Consider the following 19792-nt stretch of genomic DNA (forward strand, 5'->3'; position numbering starts at 1 on the left):
CGCAATGCTCGTAGTAGATAAACTACATATAAAAGATAAGATATGATTGGTATGCCAATAATTGCTTATACTTAGAAAGCCTATTTTATAAAACCAATAATTATTAACATTTTTGTACAAATTACCTCAGGTACCCGATGAATATTAATCAATTAAAGAGTTTTGTTGAAGTTGTCAAAAGTGACTTCAACATTACGAATGCCGCTGAGAAGTTATATACGTCACAACCGACAATTAGTAAGCAACTTAAAATTTTAGAAGATGAATTAAATGTCTCTTTATTTGTGCGTAAAAATAATAATTTATTAGCACTCAGCCCTATGGGAAAAGAAGTACATAAGGTTGCATGTGATATTTTAGGACAAATAGATAAAATCAAAAGTATTGTGGTAGAAGAAGACAGAGATAAACAAGTTGATATGCATATTGCCACCACACATACCCAAATCCGTTATTCATTACCGAATGTAATAGCGTATTTTCGACAGTATTACCCTAATATTTCATTACATTTTCATCAAGGAGCTCCTGCACAACTTGCCGAAATGGTAAAAAATGGCGATGTTGATTTTGCAATTGCAACAGAATCCATGCATCTTTATGAAGATTTAATTTCATTACCTTGTTATCGTTGGACTCGCAGTGTATTAGTACCCTATGAACATCCTCTTGCACAATTACCTGAGGGCGAAAAAGTCACGATAGAACAGTTAGCGCAATACCCATTGATTACTTATGTTTTTGGTTTTACGCGTGGTTCAAAGTTAGATAAAGTATTTTATAAAAAGAACCTAAAGCCCAAAGTGGCTTTAACTGCGACGGATACAGAAATTATTAAGTTTTATGTTAAGCAAGGATTGGGCATCGGTGTTATTGCTACCGTTGCTTACGATGAAAAAGATCATGATAAATTAAAATGTATTAATATCGATCACCTTGTGCAAGCAAGTTACACTCATATTTGCTTAAGCAAACACACCCATATTAAAGATTATATGTATGAGTTTATCTCGCTTTATGCCCCACATATCGATAGAAATATTATTCAAATGCCAGATAAGTGGGAAATGCAGTGGCATAGCAAAGAAGTATATGAAAATTTACCTGATCTCTGTTCTGTTAAGTGGCACAACAAAACCGATGGGCTAACGTAAACAGTGCTATTTAAATCGCATTATAAAGAAACCCCATTTTGCGCAGCAAAATGGGGTTAAGCTAAATTAGAGAAGATAGCTAATTAGCGAGTCAGAATATTAATAAAAATTTGAGCACCAACTAATAAACAATCATCATCAATAAAATACGGATTAGCATGTAGGTAATTATTAATACCTTTTGCTTGATTACCACTTCCTAAGAAGAACATTGCACCGACTTTATCTTTGGTCGCATTGATCATGTAGCTAAAATCTTCACTTCCTGTCATTGGTTTACCTTCAGAATGAATATTTTCCTCAGGTAAAAATTGACGAGCCGCTTCTACGATACGCTTATGAGCTGTTGGATGATTAACAATGGCAGGATAGCCTGCATAAGTTAATGTTGTTTTAAATCCGCCAGCTGTACTGCGAGCAACAATTTCATCAAAACTTTTCTTAAGAATTTGATCGGTGTTCTCATCCATTGAACGAATAGTACCACGTGCTTGTACGTGATCGGCCAATGCATTAGGAATAGTACCACCATTAATCATGCCACATCCAAAAACAGCAGGACTGAAAGGATCTGTTTTTTTAGCGACAACATAATCCATATAATCAATTAATCGCGTTGTTTCACGAATGGCATCTAACCCTTTATGAGGCGTTGAACCATGAGCTGAAATACCGTAAACATCCAATGTCCACGCTGAGCCATAAGAAGACATCACTCCATCATTGAAATGAATACATCCTGTTTCAAGTGCGCCATCATTATGAAGTGCATAAGCTTCATCAACGTTATCCATACAACCTAGTTCAACCATTTTATTGGCGCCAGGTACACGCATATCTTCTTCTGCCATTTGGAAAATGAAACGAACATTAGCGCTCATTTCATCTTGATGTGCAGCGAGATATTTTGCTGTCGTTAAGGCAATAGTCATATGTGTATCGTGGCCACAGTTATGAGCACAACCTTGATGAATTGAAGTATGTTCGTTATTCGTTAAATCTGGCATTTCTAATCCGTCCATATCTGCACGGATAGCAACTAATGGAAAGTTTGTGTTAACAATTAAATCAGCAGTAAATCCAGTATAGCCTTCAAAGGTTTTAATTTTATAGCCAAAGCTTTCCATTAATTCACGACAATATTTAGATGTTTTATATTCTTCACCTGATAGTTCAGGAATTTTATGTAAATCTTGTCGTGTTTTTTTACTAAAGTCATTTAACTGAAAGAGTTTTTCACTGACATTATAAGTATTATTCATTAGATAACTCCCTGGATACTAAAACCAATTTGAGCAACGATAGATGCACCGAAGAAACAACAAGTTGAAACAATCATAAAAATAAGAATAACTTTCCATGACATTTTCTTCAGTTCTTCTAATTGTCCACCAACAGATAAACCTGCAAATGCTAATAGAGGAACACAACAGGATAAAAAAGAAACTTTACCAATTGAGCTAATAAAAAAATCTCTTACTGGAGTTTCGGGTAAACAAATTATAATTCCGATAATCGTTGCATAAGCGAAAGTAGGTAATGAAGACGGTAGATATTTTTTTGCAATAAGAGAAATAAGGACAACTAACGACATAGCAATAAAGCTGTCCCACATTGCATAAATAGCAATCCCTGATGTTAACGTTTGAGTAAACATTGCCAGTAAAATAGCAACGAATACTAATTTCATATCTATAATTATATTTTTCATTCTGTTTTACCTCTATTACAAATTTTATAAATTTTTTCAGAAAGAGGTAAACCTAAATAAGTCAGTGATAACGCACCTAGTGCGGAAGATAATAAATTAGAGGCGGCAGCAACACTTAATACTTGTTGTGCAAGAGTTTCATCAAGGCCATTAATTAAAGCACCAGAAGCAGCACTTAACATTGAGCCTGAACCTACACCAGAGCCTGCGGCTAAAGCGAGAGGGTGTAAACCGGTTAATGGCGCAATACTTCCTAATACGCTAAACCATAATGTACCAATAACAGAACCACATAAATAAATGGCTAAAACACCAATATATTCTTGTGAACCTGTACCAAATTTACCTTGAATAACCGCAATAGAAGGTTCACGGCTAATTGATGAACAAGCCCCAATTGCACGACGACCAAAGCCAAATTTAATGGCTAATGGAACAGCAATCAGGACAGGAAGTAGGTTGCCAAGCTCTTGAACAAATAAAGGAACACCAACGCTTAAAATCATTTTTATATTTGGGACTATCATTCCCGCATATTGTGTACCTAAAATAAGTAGGCTAAAACCTACCATTTTTCCGCAGAAGCCCTCTTCTTTTTCTGTGAATAATTTACCCCAAACCTTAATCTTTTTACGGGTAAATCCAGCAGATAAACACATCCCAATAATGACAGCAAACAACATAGGTAAAATAGGTATTACTGCAATGCCAATCTTAATTTCTTTTTTACCAATCACATATTGTGAAATAAAAATTAAGAAAAGGACTGCGAGAATACTGATAAAGAATATCTTTATCGGACTTCTACTATTGTCCATCCATTAATCTCCGCTAAAATGCCATTCAATAATAAACAGATTCTATTCTAGAAGAGAAAAAGAGAAATGTAGCGTGACCAACGTCATGTTTATTTCATACCTATATTTCATGGGGTATGAAATAATATAATGCTCATAAAATGATTAACAATTTGTACTAAGTTAAATTATCGATAAAAGACAATGAGTAATAATCAATAATAAATATGAGTTTGTTAATTTATTGAGAAAAATAAAAATTAGAATTAAAAATTATTTTAACTATTAAAATAAAACTATAAAAGATTATTGTCTAGTTTTTATTATATTCTAATAAAATAGAAACGAGAGATATTCTTATTTGATGCGATTATTAATATGGTCGTTTATTTGCTCACTTATTCATTATGCTAATGTTTTCCATTTTAATTATTTTTCGTATTAGATTGCTTGCTTAGCAGTGACATTATGACGAATGGTGTTATTCTCTATATTTGTGTTAGTGAAATAATTTTCTCTGTAAGTGGTCATAAGAAAAGGATTATTCTACCTATATAGCGAGTAAGGCGGCTACTTACAGAGCGCAAGTTTACCTAGAATAAAGGATGAAATTTACGATGAGTAAGCAAACCGTTGCAACTTATATTGCTAAAGTTCTTAATAATGCTGGTGTGAAACGAATTTGGGGCGTTACAGGCGATTCTTTAAATGGATTAAGTGACAGCTTACGTAAAATGGGCACAATTGAATGGATGGGAACTCGCCATGAAGAAGTGGCTGCTTTCGCCGCTGGTGCTGAAGCTGCGATAAGTGGTGAATTAGCTGTTTGTGCTGGTTCTTGTGGACCGGGTAACTTGCACCTGATTAATGGTCTTTTTGATTGCCACCGTAATCATGTCCCTGTTTTAGCGATCGCCGCTCATATTCCTTCTGCTGAAATTGGTAGTAATTATTTCCAAGAAACTCATCCTCAAGAATTATTTCGTGAATGTAGCCATTATTGTGAGTTAATTTCTAACCCAGAACAAATTCCTCAAGTTCTTGCTATTGCGATGCGTACCGCTATTTTAAAGAAAGGTGTCGCTGTTGTTGTACTTCCTGGTGATGTAGCGTTACAACCGGCGCCAGAAGACGCTAGTGAAAATTGGTATCCTATCCAGCAACCACTGATTATGCCTAATCGCTTTGAGATAGAAAAATTATCAGAAGCTTTAAATAGTGCAAAAAATATCACTCTTATGTGTGGTGCTGGTTGTGCTCAAGCACACGATGAAGTGATAAAACTTGCTCAAACACTAAAAGCACCTGTTGTACATGCATTACGCGGTAAAGAACATATCGAATGGAATAATCCGTATAGTGTTGGAATGACAGGATTAATTGGCTTTTCTTCTGGATATCATGCAATGGAGAATGCAGATACCTTAGTCTTGCTTGGTACTCAATTTCCTTACCGTGCTTTCTATCCTGCAAAAGCCAATATTATTCAAATTGATCTTAATCCAGGTAGCATCGGCTCACATTGCCATGTGGATATGGCAATGGTTGGCGATATTAAAGCAACGCTAAATGCATTACAGCCACGTTTAAAAGAAAAAAGCGATACCTCTCATTTAGACTCATCGTTAAAACACTATGCTAAGGCACGAAAAGACTTGGATGCATTAGCACAATTAAGTGAGCGTGAGCTCATTCATCCACAATATCTTGCTCGTCGTTTAAGTGAGCTTGCAAATGATGATGCTATTTTTACTTGTGATGTCGGCACTCCAACAGTATGGGCTGCTCGTTATGTCGGTATGAATGGAAAACGTCGTTTAGTGGGATCATTTAACCATGGCTCAATGGCGAATGCGATGGCTCAAGCTATTGGTGTGCAGTCGTTAGATAGAAAGCGCCAAGTCATTGCGATGTGTGGTGATGGTGGTTTTACTATGCTGATGGGTGATTTTATTTCACTCGCTCAAATGAAATTACCCGTTAAAGTGATTATTTTTAACAACAGTGTATTGGGCTTTGTGGCGATGGAAATGAAAGCAGGGGGCTATTTAACCGATGGTACTGACTTACATAATCCAGATTTTGCTGCTATTGCGAATGCATCAGGTATTAAAGGTATCAGAGTTGAAAAAGGCGAAGATTTAGATAATGCCCTAAAAGAAGCTTTTGAACATGATGGCCCTGTTATTGTTGATGTTGTTACCGCTAAACAAGAGCTTTCAATGCCTCCTGAAGTTAAATTTGAGCAAGCCAAAGGTTTTAGCCTCTATATGATGAAAGCTATTATTAATGGTAGAGGTGATGAAATAGTACAATTAGCAAAAACAAATTGGCTAAGATAGAACGTTATTAATGCAATAAAATCGATAAAAAACCTATCAAATTGAAATGATAGGTTTTTTTATGTCTTAATTTTATGCATTTTTAGGGATTAAACAAAAATTCTCAATCAATTGCCCCATTAATTCACGAGTTGGCTCAATAAAGGCCATATCAATAAATTCATCAGGTTGATGCGCTTGTTCGATGGAACCAGGGCCTAATACCAAAGTTGGACAGAGATCTTGTATAAATGGGGCTTCAGTACAGTAATTGACGGTTTGTACTTTTTCACCGAGTAATTTTTCAATCACAGCGACCAATTTATGATCAGTAGGACATTCATACCCTGGGATAGGATCATGTAAAGCCTCAACACTCAGTCTGCCTGGCCAACGTGCCTTTACAGGTTCTAGCGTTTCATGTAATAGATTGTCAAGATCTTGCAAGGTCAATCCTGGTAATGGACGAATATCCATATGCAATTCACAGCAACCGCAAATGCGGTTTGCAGCATCACCACCATGAATATAACCAAAATTCATTGTTGGATATGGAATGACAAAAGCAGGATTGTTATAGCGTGTTTTTAAGGTATCACGCAATGTACTCAGGTGTGTGATAGATTCATGCATTAATTCAATAGCATTAACGCCTTTTTCAGGATCACTAGAGTGCCCTGATTGTCCTGTAATACGTATCGCATTAGATAAATGCCCTTTATGAGCATGTATCGGTTGAAGTGAAGTGGGCTCTCCAATAATGGCAAAATCAGGACGAATAGTTGCATGAGCTGCAAAATAACGTGCACCAGCCATAGAAGTTTCTTCGTCAGCAGTTGCCAAAATATAAAGGGGCTGTGATAGATTTTTTGTATCAACATCGCGCAATGCATCAATGATAAAGGCAAAAAAGCCTTTCATATCAGCAGTACCTAATCCATATAACCTGTTTTCTTTCTCTGTGAGAGTAAAGGGATCTTGTGTCCAACGACCTTCATCAAAAGGAACGGTATCTGTATGACCACAGAGTAATAACCCTCCTTTTCCTTCACCTAGCGTTGCAAGAAGATTAAATTTATTTCGTGTATCAGGAACAGGCTGAATTTCAATAGAAAAACCTAATATTTCCAGCCAGTTAGCAAGTAAATGAATAAGAGTTTCGTTGCTTTGATCCATTTTTGCATCGGTGGCGCTAATTGATGGTGTTGCAATTAATTGGCGATAAAGCTCAATAAATGTAGGTAATTTAATATTCACTGTTGACAGCCTTTCTTCATAATAGTATCAATATCTATGCACTTTTTTTGAATAAAAATACATTAATCGGTTTACGTTCATAGTACAAGGTAAGAATGACATGTTAAATACTCTGATTGTAGGAGCAAGTGGTTACACCGGTGCTGAGTTAGCAGCTTATCTTCAGCGGCATCCTCATGTAAATCTGAGCAAGTTAACAGTATCTGCACAAAGTGCTGATGCAGGTAAATGCTTTTCTCAACTTTACCCTCAATATCGTGGTGTAGTTGATTTACCTTTAGAGCCGATGATTGATGTGGCAAAGGCCGCCGAAAATATTGATATTGTTTTCTTAGCAACAGCCCATGAAATCAGCCATGACATCGCCCCTATTTTTCTTGAACAAGGCTGTGTGGTTTTTGATTTATCAGGTGCTTATCGAGTACAAAACGAGCATTTTTATCAACAATACTATGGATTCGAACATAAGAATAGTGATTGGCTATCACAAGCTGTTTACGGGCTTGCTGAATGGAATGCTGACCTTATTAGTCAAGCTCAATTAATTGCGGTACCGGGTTGTTATCCCACAGTCTCACAACTTTCATTAAAACCTTTGGTTGAGGCGGGATTATTAGATACAGCCCAATGGCCTGTAATTAATGCGACCAGTGGTGTGAGTGGTGCAGGTAGAAAAGCCTCTTTAACGAGTAGCTTTTGTGAAGTGAGCTTGCAGCCTTATGGGGTATTTACTCATCGTCATCAGCCTGAAATTGCAACGCATTTAGGTATTGATGTTATTTTTACACCACATCTTGGTAATTTTGCGAGAGGCATCTTAGCCACCATTACTTGTAAAGTTAACTATGCTGTAACAGAAGATGATATCAGACAGGCTTTTGATGATGCTTATCATGATAAGCCTTTAGTGCGTGTTTATAACGAAGGTTTTCCTGCACTAAAAGCCGTCGTTGGAACACCTTTTTGTGATATCGGTTATGCAAAACAAGGTGAGCATCTTATCGTTGTGGGTGTAGAAGATAACTTACTAAAGGGTGCCGCAGCACAAGCGGTGCAATGTATGAATATTCGATTTGGTTTTGCTGAAACCGAGTCACTTATTTGAATAATGAGTAGGAAAGATTCATGAATCCTTTAATTGTCAAACTTGGCGGTGTGCTACTAGATAATGAAGAAGCTTTAACGCGTCTTTTCTCCGCGTTACAACAATATCGTTCAACTCACACTCGTCCTTTAATTATTGTGCATGGTGGTGGCTGTCTCATTGATGAGCTGATGCATAGATTAAAGCTTCCTATTGTTAAAAAACACGGTTTACGCGTCACGCCTGCTGATCAAATTGACATTATCACTGGGGCTTTAGCAGGTAGCGCCAATAAAACGCTCTTATCATGGGCAACTCGCTTTGGTCTTAATGCGGTGGGTATTTCATTAGCTGATGGAAAGCTCGCTAAAGTCACCCAAATTAGCGAAGAACTAGGCTATGCCGGTCATGCTGAGCCTGGCTCACCTAATTTACTCAATCTATTACTTAATGCAGGTTATTTACCTATTGTCAGCTCTATCGGTATGACTGAACAAGGTGAATTGATGAATGTGAATGCAGATCAAGCGGCTACTGCGATTGCACAATCACTAAATGCAGATTTAGCGTTGTTATCTGATGTGAGTGGCATTTTAGATGGTAAAGGCGAAAAAATCGCTGATATGACTGCGCAAAAAGCACAATCACTGATTGAACAAGGCATTATTACTGACGGCATGATAGTAAAAGTGAACGCAGCGCTTGATGCTGCTAGCGCTTTAGGAAGACCTGTTGATATCGCTAGTTGGCGTGATGTTGAAAAATTAACCGCTCTTTTTAATGGTATTGCGATAGGAACACGTGTTTCAGCGTAACAATATTTTAGATCTTACGTTTTACTCTTGGGTAATTAACAGAATTTAAATAAATCAGAATAAAAGGTTATCACTATGACTAAAGGTATAAAGAAAATTGTATTAGCGTATTCGGGTGGTCTTGATACATCGGCCATTATTCCTTGGTTAAAAGAACATTATGATAACTGTGAGGTTATCGCTTTTGTGGCGGATGTAGGTCAAAGCCGTGATGATTTAGACGGTGTTGAGCAAAAAGCGTTAGCTTCTGGTGCATCTGAATGTTATATCGTTGATTTACGTGAAGAGTTTATCAAAGACTATGTTTATCCTGTATTGAAAACAGGTGCTTTATATGAAGGAAGTTACCTATTAGGAACTTCAATGGCTCGTCCTGTCATTGCAAAAGCACAAGTTGAATTAGCCTTAAAAGTAGGTGCTGATGCACTATCACATGGTGCAACAGGAAAAGGTAACGATCAGGTTCGTTTTGAAAGTACTTACACCGCGCTGGCTCCTCAATTAAAAGTGATTGCACCTTGGAGAGAGTGGGATTTACGTTCTCGTGAAGCATTATTAGATTATTTAAAAGAGCGTAATATTCCAACAACAGCAACACTGGAAAAAATTTATAGCCGAGATGAAAATGCATGGCATATTTCAACAGAAGGTGGAGTATTAGAAAGTCCATGGAATGCGTCAAATAAAGATTGTTGGGTATGGACTGTAAGCCCACAAGAAGCACCAGAAAAATCAGAGTTGGTCACTATTACTGTAAAATCAGGTGAAGTTGTTGCTGTAAATGGACAAGCAAAATCGCCTTTCCAATGCTTAGAAGAGTTGAATGTATTAGGTGCAAAACATGGTATTGGTCGTATCGATATTGTTGAAAACCGCTTAGTGGGTATGAAATCTCGTGGTTGTTATGAAACACCAGGTGGTACTTTAATGATGGCTGCATTACGTGGTGTCGAACAGCTGGTTCTTGATAGAGATGCGTTTAAATGGCGTCAACAACTTGGGCTAGAAATGTCTTATGTGACCTATGATGGTCGCTGGTTTACGCCAATCCGTGCATCACTTCAAGCGGCTGCTGAATCTTTAGCTAAAGATGTTAATGGTGAAGTGGTATTAGAATTGTATAAAGGTCACGTTAACGCAATTCAAAAACAATCTGAAAACAGTTTATATTCTGAAGAATTTGCGACGTTTGGCGAAGATGAAGTTTACGATCATAGTCATGCTGAAGGGTTTATCCGTTTATATTCCCTGCCATCACGTATCAGAGCGCTGAGTAAGAAATAAAATAATGGTAATGGAGTGATACAACGTGTCTCTCTCAGTGTCACTCTACTTTTTTGATTTTAGAATACAATGTTGGAATAAATAAGGATGCGATTATGGCACTCTGGGGTGGACGTTTTAGTCAGGAAGCAGATCAACGATTTAAACAATTTAATGACTCATTACGATTTGATTTCCGATTAGCGCAACAAGATATCTTTGGTTCAGTTGCTTGGTCTAAAGCGTTAGTCACCGTGGGTGTATTATCGCAAGATGAACAAGCTCAGCTTGAGCAAGCGTTAAAAGAATTATCAGAAGAAGTCACTGCAAATCCACAATCAATTTTACAAAGTGATGCTGAAGATATTCATAGCTGGGTTGAAAGTAAACTGATTGCGAAAGTCGGTGATTTAGGTAAAAAATTACATACAGGACGTAGCCGTAACGATCAGGTTGCTACGGATTTAAAGTTATGGTGTAAAGAGGAAGTCGCACATCTTAGACAGGCGATTATTGAATTACAAAAAGTATTAGTCGCAACAGCTGAGAAAAACCAAGATGCTGTGATGCCTGGATATACTCACTTACAACGAGCTCAACCTGTTACATTCGCACATTGGTGTTTAGCATATAATGAAATGCTGGCAAGAGACGAAAGTCGTCTTGCGGATGCACTTAAACGTTTGAATATTAGCCCACTTGGCTGTGGTGCTTTAGCAGGTACTGCTTATGATATCGATCGTGATCAACTTGCAACATGGTTAGGGTTTGCTAGTGCAACAAACAATAGTTTAGATAGCGTATCAGATAGAGATCATGTTGTTGAATTACTCTCTACAGCTGCACTTGGAATGGTGCATTTATCTCGTTTTGCTGAAGATTTAATTTTTTTTAATAGTGGTGAAGCAGGCTTTATTGAATTATCAGATAACGTGACTTCGGGTTCTTCATTAATGCCACAAAAGAAAAATCCTGATGCACTAGAACTGATCCGAGGTAAATGTGGTCGCGTTCAAGGTTCATTAATGGGTATGATGATGACTTTAAAAGGCTTACCTCTTGCTTATAATAAAGATATGCAAGAAGACAAAGAAGGCCTTTTTGATGCTATTGATACATGGTTTGATTGCTTACAATTAGCCACGCTAGTTCTTGATGGTATCCAAATTAAACGTCCTCGCTGTGAAGAAGCGGCTAAACAAGGCTATGCTAATGCAACAGAATTAGCAGACTACTTAGTTGCAAAAGGTATTCCTTTTCGTCAAGCGCACCATATTGTAGGTGAAGTGGTTGTATATGCAATCGCACAAGGCAAAGCGCTTGAAGAATTAACACTTTCTGAACTACAAAAATTTAGCGATAAAATAACGGTTGATGTTTATCATATCTTATCGTTGCAGTCTTGCTTAGATAAGCGATTGGCAAAAGGCGGTGTTTCTCAAAAACAAGTTGCTTATGCATTATCTAAGGCAAAAGAAAATTTAATGAAATAACTCTATTTTATTGTTCCAATTAACTTTTTTTCTAGAAAACAGGGTTGAAGAACCCTGTTTTTTTATTGAATAAATACGGTTTACTATTAAATACTATCTGGAATAGTTAGAGAATAAGATGAGATAGATAGAAAAAATTATCATTTGCTATATTATCTATAGACATTAACTATCAGCAATGAAATGGGATCTGCAATGAATATCCGTGATTTGGAATATCTGGTAGCTCTAGCTGAGCATAAACATTTTCGTCGTGCAGCAGATGCTTGTCATGTAAGCCAACCGACGTTGAGCGGTCAAATCCGCAAACTGGAAGACGAACTTGGCGTCATGTTACTTGAACGAACTAGTCGTAAGGTTTTATTTACTCAACAAGGTTTATTGTTGGTGGATCAGGCTAAAACGGTTTTAAGAGAAGTTAAAGTATTACAAGAAATGGCGTCATTGCAGGGTGAGAGTATGGCAGGACCTTTACATATAGGACTTATTCCTACTGTTGGTCCTTATTTATTACCTCATATTATTCCTGAATTACATAAATGCTATCCAAAATTAGAGATGTATCTTCATGAAGCGCAAACTCAAAATTTATTAGCGCAACTTGATACAGGGAAGCTAGATTGTGCCATTTTAGCGATGGTGAAAGAAAGTGCTCCATTTATTGAAGTACCTTTATTTGAAGAGCCAATGAAATTGGCTGTTTATGAAGAGCATCCATGGCACGATAGAACTTCTGTACCTATGGGGGACTTAGCGGGGCAACGTTTATTAATGCTAGAAGATGGCCACTGTTTACGTGATCAAGCGTTGGGTTTTTGTTTTCAGGCTGGTGCAAAAGAAGATACCCACTTTAGAGCAACAAGCTTAGAAACGTTACGCAATATGGTTGCTGCGGGAAGTGGTATTACATTACTGCCTGATTTGGCTGTACCTCAAGAGAATAAACGTGATGGTGTCTGTTATTTAGATTGTACAGATCCATTCCCATCACGTTCAATTATCTTGGTGTATCGTCCTGGTTCACCACTACGTAATCGTTATGAGCAACTTGCAGAGACTATTCGTGAATACATGAGTGCATTTTATATCTCTAAACAAGAGATCTTAAAATAAACGGTTTAAGCCATTTAATGCCGCAACACGATAGGCTTCCGCCATTGTTGGATAGTTGAAGGTGGTATTAACGAAATATTCGATAGTATTACCTTCTCCTTTTTGCTCCATAATGGCTTGGCCGATATGAATAATTTCGGCCGCACGCTCACCAAAGCAGTGAATACCCAAGATTTCTTTTGTCTCACGGTGAAACAGAATTTTTAAACTACCCACATTCATTCCCGCTATTTGTGCTCTTGCTAAATGCTTAAATTGAGAGCGACCAACTTCATAAGGGATTTTCATTGCGGTGAGTTGTTGTTCTGTTTTACCGACTGAACTGATTTCAGGAATGGTATAAATACCTGTTGGAATATCTTCAATTAAATGAGACTCAGATTTACCTGTTGTCATCGCGAGTGCGGCAATTCGGCCTTGATCATAAGCGGCAGAGGCTAAACTTGGATAACCAATAACGTCACCAACAGCGTAAATATGTTCACAACTTGTTTGATAATGCGCATTTACTGATATTTGACCACGGCTATCTATTTTAATACCGACATTTTCTAAGCCAAGGGTATCTGTATTACCGGTTCTACCATTGGCATACAGTAAGCAGTCTGATTTAACCTTTTTTCCTGATTTAAGGTGAACAATAACGCCATCATCAACACCTTCAATTTTCTCGTATTCTTCATTATGGCGAATAACAATTCCGTTATTCCAAAAATGATAAGAAAGGGCATCAGACATCTCTTGATCAAGAAATGAAAGAAGATGGTCACGAGTATTAATTAAATCGACTTTAACGCGTAAACCTCTAAAGATTGAAGCATATTCACATCCAATAACACCAGCACCATAAATAATCACATGACGAGGTTCATGCTCAAGATCAAGTATAGTGTCACTGTTATAAATACGAGAATGTGAGAAATCGACATCGGGTGGGCAATAAGGGCGAGAGCCTGTTGCGATAATAAAATTATCGGCGGAAAGAATGTCACATGTTCCATCAGGATAACGAACACTAATTCTGTGTTCATCGATAAATGCAGCTTCACCAGAATACATCGTACAACAATTGCGCTCATAAAAACCTTGACGCATTTTTGTTTGTTGACGAATAACGGTACTAGCTTGACTAAGAATTTGTGAAAATGAGGTATAAATAAGGCGTGATTGGTCACTATATAGCGGATTTTGATTAAACTCTATAATTCGACTAACCGCATGACGTAACGCTTTTGAAGGAATAGTACCCCAGTGAGTACAACCACCACCGACTTTATTATAACGTTCAATAACGGCGACGCGTTTTCCTTGTTTAACAAGTCCCATGGCCGCGCCTTCACCGCCAGGACCTGAACCGATAACAATTGCATCAAAATGAGAATGTTGCATAGAATAGACCTGTTTTATACAAATCGACAACGCTATATTAACATTGTAATGATTAATATCCCAATTAACATTAAGGATATTAGTCACACTTTATTTAAGTTTCTCTGAGAATGTTTCTTTATAGATGATTGGAAGACTTATTTTCTCGTAAAGTTTGATATATTGATAATAAACCAATTAAGGATTATCAGGATTTCTGTGAGCAATAATATTGGCATCAGAGCGAAACAAAAAGAAAAGACGCGCCGTTCTTTAATCGAAGCTGCATTTAGTCAACTGAGTGCTGAGCGTAGTTTTACAAGTTTAAGTCTACGAGAGGTTGCCAGAGAAGCAGGAATTGCACCAACTTCATTCTATCGTCATTTTAAAGATGTTGATGAATTGGGGCTGACTATGGTTGATGAAAGTGGATTAATGCTACGCCAACTAATGAGGCAAGCTCGTCAACGTATCGCTAAAGGTGGAAGTGTTATCAAAACCTCTGTATCTACCTTTATGGAATTTATTGGTAATAATCCGAATGCTTTCCGCTTATTATTACGTGAGCGCTCTGGCACTTCTGCTGAATTTCGTGCCGCTGTCGCACGAGAGATCCAACATTTTATTGCGGAGCTGGCAGACTATCTTGAGCTAGAAAGTCATATGCCTCGCTACTTCACAGAAATGCAAGCTGAAGCAATGGTGACTATTGTATTTAGTGCAGGTGCTGAGGCGCTCGATATTGATATTGAAAAGCGCCAACAATTAGAAGAACGATTAGTCATACAATTGCGCATGATTGCTAAAGGTGCTTATTCTTGGTATCGGCGTGATGAAGAAAAACCAATACAAAATTCTCTAGAAATAAAGAAAAAAATGAATCAAAAAGGAGACAAATGATGGAACAAAACCGCTGTGAAAAAGGCCCGCTATTAATTGCTACAATTATCGGTGTCGCTTTACATGGTACTTATTCTGCACTTTTTAACCCACTTGTTAAAGATTCATCAATATTTCCAATACTGAGCTTAGTATTAGCTGTGTATTGTTTACATCAACGTTATTTGCATCAAGCTATGACAAATGGGATGCCAAAGCTTATTTTTTCATTTTTTTTATTCGGAATATTTGGCTATAACGCGTATATGAGAACTCATAATCCTGATATAGGATCGAACTTTTTCTCTTCTGTTATGTTAGTGATTTTAGCCTTATGGATTTACCGACAAATTAAGCAACGCCAACGCTTACGCTTTGAAGAACAAGAAGCACAAAGAGCATCACGGGCAGAGTAATTTTATTTTGCACTAATGCAGAGTGAGACACAGCGATATTTTCACACCAGCAAGTTATTTTGCTGGTGTTTTTGTATTTATCGGTACTAGTGATGATTTTTTTCTACTAAAGTGTGAAATGACAGGTTATCTTTTCTCTAGTAATACGCCACATTCAATATGGTGAGTATAAGGGAATTGATCAAATATCGCCAATTTACTGATTTTATGTGTTTTAATTAGTGTTTCTAAATTTTCACAAAGCGTTTGTGGATTACAAGAAATATATAAAATACTAGAGTAGTTTTTAACCATTTCTACAGTTTTCTCGTCAAGACCACTACGAGGTGGATCGACAAAAATAGTCTCACATTGATAGTCGTTTAAATTAATGCCCTCTAAACGTCTAAATTCTCTAACGCCATTCATAGCTTGAGTAAAATCTTCAGCAGACATACGAATAATTTTCACATTATCGATATTATTCATTGCTATATTATATTGCGCTGCATTTACTGAAGGTTTTGCGATTTCTGTTGCAAGTACATTTTCAAAATTACGCGCAAGCGCTAATGAAAAATTACCATTACCACAATATAATTCTAATAAATCGCCTTTAGCGCCTTCAGTCGCTTCTAACGCCCACTCTAACATCTTAATATTGACCTGTGCATTAGGTTGCGTAAAGCTATTCTCTACTTGGCGATAGATCATCTTTTTACCAGCCACTGGCAGTATTTCATCAATAAAATCATTATCGAGCATAATTTTTGTTTTATAAGCGCGCCCAATTAATTGGACATCAAAGCCTTGATTAATGAGTGTATTGCGTAATTCTGTCGCTTCTTGTTGCCAAGTTTCATCAATTTTTTTGTGATAAAGCAAAGAAACAATAATTTTATTACTTAACGTCGAAAGGTAATCAACTTGGAACAATTTTTGTCGTAGGATTGGCTTATCTTTTATTTCTGCTAATAAAGCGACCATCATTTGATTAATTAACTGGCTAGCAATAGGAAAATTATCAACACGAATTCGCTGTTTAGTCTTTTGATCGAACATAATATGATAAAGCGAATCTTGTTCATGCCAGATGCGAAATTCAGCGCGCATACGATAATGTTGTTCTGGTGATGAAAAAACATTAGGTTCTGGTGCGTTAAAAGGCGCCATCATCATCTTTATTCGTTGTGTTTTTTCATCCAGTTGAGATTGATATGTTTGCGTTGGTGATAAATTCTGCATAGTAATCTGGCCTTGCCTTTGGCAGTAATAAAGTTAAGCGAGCGAAATTGTAGAGATCCTTATGAAGATGTCCAGTCTTCTTCATAGACAATTTCTAGGCTTAATCAATAAAAATAGATATCAGTAAGTAGATACAATGGGCTTTTGTTGAATATGGAATGTATGAATAATAAAAAAAATATTTTTCTGTCAAGTATTACCATTGGCGTAATGGCAAGTAGTACAGCTGTATGGGCTGAGAATAATGATAAATTAAGTGTAACAGCAAATCGTTTTCAAGAACCGCTTTCTTCGATATTAGCGCCTATAACCGTAATTGAACGCGATCAGATAGATCGCTGGCAAAGTAATAGTGTACTTGATGTATTACGTAGAATGCCAGGCATTGATATTGCTCAAAATGGCGGAATAGGGCAGATGAGCAATGTTTTTATACGGGGTAGTGAATCTCGTCATGTCTTAATTTTAATTGATGGTGTCAGAACAAATCAGGCTGGAATATCTGGCTCTTATGATTTAAGCCAACTTCCTCTTTCTCTTATTCAACGTATTGAATATATAAGAGGACCTCGCTCTGCTGTTTATGGCTCAGATGCGATTGGTGGTGTTATTAATTTTATGACTAAACGTCAACAGGATGGCTCGACATTAAATGCCAGCATGGGAAGCCATGGTTATCAAAACTATAATGGCTCAACACAACAAAAAATGGGGGATAACACAACATTATCTATGGCTGGTGGATATACTTACACAAAAGGAATTAATGTAGTAGATGATACCGTACCCGTGGCAGCACCTTATCACGATGCGCATGGCTTTCTTAATAAATCGTATTGGCTTGGTCTAGACCATACTTTTAATGACCACATTCAAGGTTACGTAAAAGGCTTTGGTTATGATAATCGTACAACTTATGCAGCCACTTATGCTGGTGGAACCGATCAAAGTAAAGCGTATAACCGTAGTTATGAAGCAGGCATTAAATTTCATCAAAATAACTATTTTAGCCAGATAATTACCGCGTATAACCAAACTAAGGATTACAATTACATCTCAACCAATGGACGAGATGGCTTGGGTTCTTCTGTTGATAATGCTAAGCAATATAATGTGCAATGGGGTAATACCTTACTTATTGAAAACGGTATGTTAAGCAGTGGTGTGGATTGGCAACGTCAAATCATAGAAGCGCATTCTGCATCAGTCCCTAATAAACAGACGGTTGATAATACGGGGATATACCTTACAGGACAAAAACAGTTCAATACACTAATAGTAGAAGGTGCTGTACGTTCAGATAATCACGATGAATTTGGTTGGCATTCTACGTGGCAAACGAGTATTGGTTGGGAATTTATTGATAACTATAGATTAATCGCCTCTTATGGTACAGCATTTAAAGCCCCAACCTTAGGACAATTATATGCTGATAACCCATCATGGGGAATAAAAGGTAATCCCCATTTAAACCCAGAAAAAAGTAAACAATGGGAAGCCGGAGTTGAAGGGATAACGCAAGGTGTTGATTGGCGTTTATCTCTCTATAAGAATGATATCGATAACCTTATTGCATTTAATAACAACACTTATATCAATTACAGCAATGCCAAAATTAAAGGGGCAGAATGGGTTGGTGAAGTGGATACGGGATTATTCCATCATCAACTAACACTTCAATATATTGATGCAAGAGATGCTAATAATCATTTATTAAGCAGAAGAGCAAAACAACAGCTTAAATATCAAGTAGATTGGATAACAGGAGATATTGATTGGGGTATTCAATATCAATATATAGGTAAGCGTTATGATAATGATTATAACCAATTCCCAACTCAAAGAGTCAAATTAGCCGGTGTTAGCCTTTGGGATATCACAGCGTCATATCCTATTACATCTCAATTCTCAATTCGTGGTAGAATAGCTAATCTGTTTGATAAAGATTATGAGACAGCTTATGGCTATCGCACACCTGGGCGTGAATACTTCCTCACTGGAAGCTACAACTTCTAATATACCAAAAGTAACTGACCCTACAGTTCTCGTTTTTGACTCTGGGGTTGGTGGCTTATCTGTTTATCGTGAGATCCGTGAAAAACTGCCGAATGCTCACTATATCTACGTTTTCGATAATGAAGCTTTCCCTTATGGTGAAAAATCACCAGAGTTTATAATCGAACGAGTAATGAATATTATAACCGCAGTTGCACAAAAGCATTCTCTTGCCGCTATTGTGATTGCATGTAATACCGCAAGTACTGTGACGTTACCTTCTTTGCGTACCAAATTTACTGATATTCCAATTATTGGTGTTGTACCTGCAATCAAACCAGCAGCTAAATTAACGTGCAATGGTGTTGTCGGATTACTTGCAACAAGGGCAACCGTCAAAAGGCCTTATACTCAAGAGCTAATAGAACGTTTTGCAACAGATTGTAAAGTGCATTGTTTAGGTTCCGCTGAGCTGGTGGAGTTAGCAGAGAAGAAATTACATGGAGAAGATGTGCCGTTAGATGCGCTACGCACTATTCTGACACCTTGGCTAAAAATGAAAGAACCGCCTGATACCGTTGTATTAGGTTGTACTCACTTTCCTTTACTGACTGATGAATTATTGTCTATTTTGCCGGATGGCACACGAATTATTGATTCCGGTGCTGCAATTGCGCGAAGAACAGCGTGGTTAGTCGTAAATCAGGAAGAAATTAAAGGTTCAAATGAAATTAGCTTCGCTTATTGCTTAAAAGAAGATGAGAATAGCGAACGATTAAAACCAGTTTTAGGTGGTTTTGGCTTTGAATTGCTTAAAAAACTTTCGCTTTAAGTGCAATTTGGGTGAAAAATCAACGGTCAGTAAAAAATATTAAAATAAGTGTTGCCACACTCAGAAAACT

The 19792-nt window shown here is 37.2% G+C and carries 17 protein-coding genes; 11 read left to right on the forward strand and 6 right to left on the reverse strand.

The window, feature by feature from the left end; genetic code table 11:
* Positions 1-137 precede the first annotated feature (137 nt).
* On the forward strand, positions 138-1154 hold the full coding sequence (locus M983_RS08945) for a LysR substrate-binding domain-containing protein (RefSeq protein ID WP_066749733.1): 1017 nt from the start codon (positions 138-140) through the stop codon (positions 1152-1154).
* An 83-nt stretch (positions 1155-1237) separates the two neighbouring features.
* Here M983_RS08945 and M983_RS08950 read toward each other — a convergent pair whose 3' ends face one another.
* The 3 genes from M983_RS08950 to M983_RS08960 are packed head-to-tail and all read right to left on the reverse strand — an operon-like array spanning position 1238 to position 3683.
* Entirely contained in the window at positions 1238-2416 is a 1179-nt protein-coding gene (locus tag M983_RS08950; RefSeq protein ID WP_066749734.1) for a M20 metallopeptidase family protein, read from the reverse strand.
* Positions 2416-2865: a hypothetical protein gene (locus M983_RS08955; protein WP_066749735.1), complete on the reverse strand. Its 450-nt coding sequence runs from the start codon at positions 2863-2865 to the stop codon at positions 2416-2418. The genes M983_RS08950 and M983_RS08955 overlap by 1 nt, the downstream gene beginning before the upstream one ends.
* Positions 2862-3683 carry a DUF3100 domain-containing protein gene (locus M983_RS08960; protein ID WP_066749736.1) on the reverse strand — a complete coding sequence of 274 codons (822 nt, stop codon included), beginning with the start codon at positions 3681-3683 and terminating at the stop codon, positions 2862-2864. The genes M983_RS08955 and M983_RS08960 overlap by 4 nt, the downstream gene beginning before the upstream one ends.
* Before the next feature lie 596 nt (positions 3684-4279).
* On the opposite strand from M983_RS08960, the gene poxB reads away from it, so the two are divergent.
* Entirely contained in the window at positions 4280-6004 is a 1725-nt protein-coding gene (poxB, locus tag M983_RS08965; RefSeq protein ID WP_066749737.1) for a ubiquinone-dependent pyruvate dehydrogenase, read from the forward strand.
* Positions 6005-6076: 72 nt separating this feature from the next.
* Here the strand turns inward: poxB and argE are convergent, their stop codons facing one another.
* The gene (gene argE, locus M983_RS08970; RefSeq protein WP_066749738.1) at positions 6077-7240 is read right to left on the reverse strand and encodes an acetylornithine deacetylase; all 1164 of its coding nucleotides are present in this window, start codon (positions 7238-7240) and stop codon (positions 6077-6079) included.
* A gap of 100 nt (positions 7241-7340) precedes the next feature.
* On the opposite strand from argE, the gene argC reads away from it, so the two are divergent.
* The 5 genes from argC (at position 7341) to oxyR (ending at position 13008) form a co-directional block, all read left to right on the forward strand.
* Positions 7341-8345: an N-acetyl-gamma-glutamyl-phosphate reductase gene (argC, locus tag M983_RS08975; protein WP_066749739.1), complete on the forward strand. Its 1005-nt coding sequence runs from the start codon at positions 7341-7343 to the stop codon at positions 8343-8345.
* A 20-nt stretch (positions 8346-8365) separates the two neighbouring features.
* Positions 8366-9139, forward strand: coding sequence for an acetylglutamate kinase (gene argB / locus M983_RS08980; protein ID WP_066749740.1), 774 nt, complete (start codon positions 8366-8368; stop codon positions 9137-9139).
* Between the two features lie 75 nt (positions 9140-9214).
* Positions 9215-10423, forward strand: a complete 1209-nt coding sequence (locus M983_RS08985) for an argininosuccinate synthase (RefSeq protein WP_066749741.1) — start codon at positions 9215-9217, stop codon at positions 10421-10423.
* A 95-nt stretch (positions 10424-10518) separates the two neighbouring features.
* Positions 10519-11895: an argininosuccinate lyase gene (argH, locus tag M983_RS08990; protein WP_066749742.1), complete on the forward strand. Its 1377-nt coding sequence runs from the start codon at positions 10519-10521 to the stop codon at positions 11893-11895.
* A gap of 195 nt (positions 11896-12090) precedes the next feature.
* Positions 12091-13008 (forward strand): DNA-binding transcriptional regulator OxyR, encoded by a 918-nt coding sequence (gene oxyR / locus M983_RS08995; protein WP_066749743.1) that lies wholly within the window; start codon positions 12091-12093, stop codon positions 13006-13008.
* On the opposite strand, the gene sthA is transcribed toward oxyR, so the two are convergent.
* Positions 13000-14397, reverse strand: a complete 1398-nt coding sequence (gene sthA / locus M983_RS09000) for a Si-specific NAD(P)(+) transhydrogenase (protein WP_066749744.1) — start codon at positions 14395-14397, stop codon at positions 13000-13002. The two genes, oxyR and sthA, sit on opposite strands and share 9 nt — an antisense overlap.
* A 198-nt stretch (positions 14398-14595) precedes the next feature.
* Between sthA and fabR the strand changes: the two genes are divergently transcribed.
* Both fabR and M983_RS09010 read left to right on the forward strand, forming a co-directional pair.
* The gene (gene fabR, locus M983_RS09005; RefSeq protein ID WP_066749745.1) at positions 14596-15276 is read left to right on the forward strand and encodes an HTH-type transcriptional repressor FabR; all 681 of its coding nucleotides are present in this window, start codon (positions 14596-14598) and stop codon (positions 15274-15276) included.
* Positions 15276-15671 (forward strand): YijD family membrane protein, encoded by a 396-nt coding sequence (locus M983_RS09010; RefSeq protein WP_083954581.1) that lies wholly within the window; start codon positions 15276-15278, stop codon positions 15669-15671. The genes fabR and M983_RS09010 overlap by 1 nt, the downstream gene beginning before the upstream one ends.
* A gap of 126 nt (positions 15672-15797) precedes the next feature.
* Here M983_RS09010 and trmA read toward each other — a convergent pair whose 3' ends face one another.
* Positions 15798-16895 carry a tRNA (uridine(54)-C5)-methyltransferase TrmA gene (trmA, locus tag M983_RS09015; RefSeq protein WP_066749747.1) on the reverse strand — a complete coding sequence of 366 codons (1098 nt, stop codon included), beginning with the start codon at positions 16893-16895 and terminating at the stop codon, positions 15798-15800.
* Positions 16896-17057: 162 nt separating this feature from the next.
* Here trmA and btuB point away from each other — a divergent pair, with 162 nt between their 5' ends.
* Both btuB and murI read left to right on the forward strand, forming a co-directional pair.
* Complete coding sequence (btuB, locus tag M983_RS09020; protein WP_066749748.1) at positions 17058-18911, forward strand: TonB-dependent vitamin B12 receptor BtuB; 1854 nt, start codon at positions 17058-17060, stop codon at positions 18909-18911.
* Positions 18856-19722 (forward strand): glutamate racemase, encoded by an 867-nt coding sequence (gene murI / locus M983_RS09025; protein ID WP_066749749.1) that lies wholly within the window; start codon positions 18856-18858, stop codon positions 19720-19722. The genes btuB and murI overlap by 56 nt, the downstream gene beginning before the upstream one ends.
* Positions 19723-19792: the final 70 nt, after the last annotated feature.

Origin of the sequence: Proteus myxofaciens ATCC 19692, assembly GCF_001654855.1 — a bacterium.
Taxonomy (GTDB): Bacteria; Pseudomonadota; Gammaproteobacteria; order Enterobacterales; family Enterobacteriaceae; genus Proteus; species Proteus myxofaciens.

What these genes read in the sequence shown, in the direction of transcription:
- M983_RS08950 (WP_066749734.1), bottom strand. Translation starts at nt 2,416, where the DNA reads ATGAATAATACTTATAATGTCAGTGAAAAACTCTTTCAGTTAAATGAC.
- poxB (WP_066749737.1), top strand. Translation starts at nt 4,280, where the DNA reads ATGAGTAAGCAAACCGTTGCAACTTATATTGCTAAAGTTCTTAATAAT.
- M983_RS08955 (WP_066749735.1), bottom strand. Translation starts at nt 2,865, where the DNA reads ATGAAAAATATAATTATAGATATGAAATTAGTATTCGTTGCTATTTTA.
- trmA (WP_066749747.1), bottom strand. Translation starts at nt 16,895, where the DNA reads ATGCAGAATTTATCACCAACGCAAACATATCAATCTCAACTGGATGAA.
- sthA (WP_066749744.1), bottom strand. Translation starts at nt 14,397, where the DNA reads ATGCAACATTCTCATTTTGATGCAATTGTTATCGGTTCAGGTCCTGGC.
- M983_RS09010 (WP_083954581.1), top strand. Translation starts at nt 15,276, where the DNA reads ATGGAACAAAACCGCTGTGAAAAAGGCCCGCTATTAATTGCTACAATT.
- argC (WP_066749739.1), top strand. Translation starts at nt 7,341, where the DNA reads ATGTTAAATACTCTGATTGTAGGAGCAAGTGGTTACACCGGTGCTGAG.
- M983_RS08945 (WP_066749733.1), top strand. Translation starts at nt 138, where the DNA reads ATGAATATTAATCAATTAAAGAGTTTTGTTGAAGTTGTCAAAAGTGAC.
- M983_RS08985 (WP_066749741.1), top strand. Translation starts at nt 9,215, where the DNA reads ATGACTAAAGGTATAAAGAAAATTGTATTAGCGTATTCGGGTGGTCTT.
- oxyR (WP_066749743.1), top strand. Translation starts at nt 12,091, where the DNA reads ATGAATATCCGTGATTTGGAATATCTGGTAGCTCTAGCTGAGCATAAA.
- argH (WP_066749742.1), top strand. Translation starts at nt 10,519, where the DNA reads ATGGCACTCTGGGGTGGACGTTTTAGTCAGGAAGCAGATCAACGATTT.
- argB (WP_066749740.1), top strand. Translation starts at nt 8,366, where the DNA reads ATGAATCCTTTAATTGTCAAACTTGGCGGTGTGCTACTAGATAATGAA.
- M983_RS08960 (WP_066749736.1), bottom strand. Translation starts at nt 3,683, where the DNA reads ATGGACAATAGTAGAAGTCCGATAAAGATATTCTTTATCAGTATTCTC.
- btuB (WP_066749748.1), top strand. Translation starts at nt 17,058, where the DNA reads ATGAATAATAAAAAAAATATTTTTCTGTCAAGTATTACCATTGGCGTA.
- murI (WP_066749749.1), top strand. Translation starts at nt 18,856, where the DNA reads ATGGCTATCGCACACCTGGGCGTGAATACTTCCTCACTGGAAGCTACA.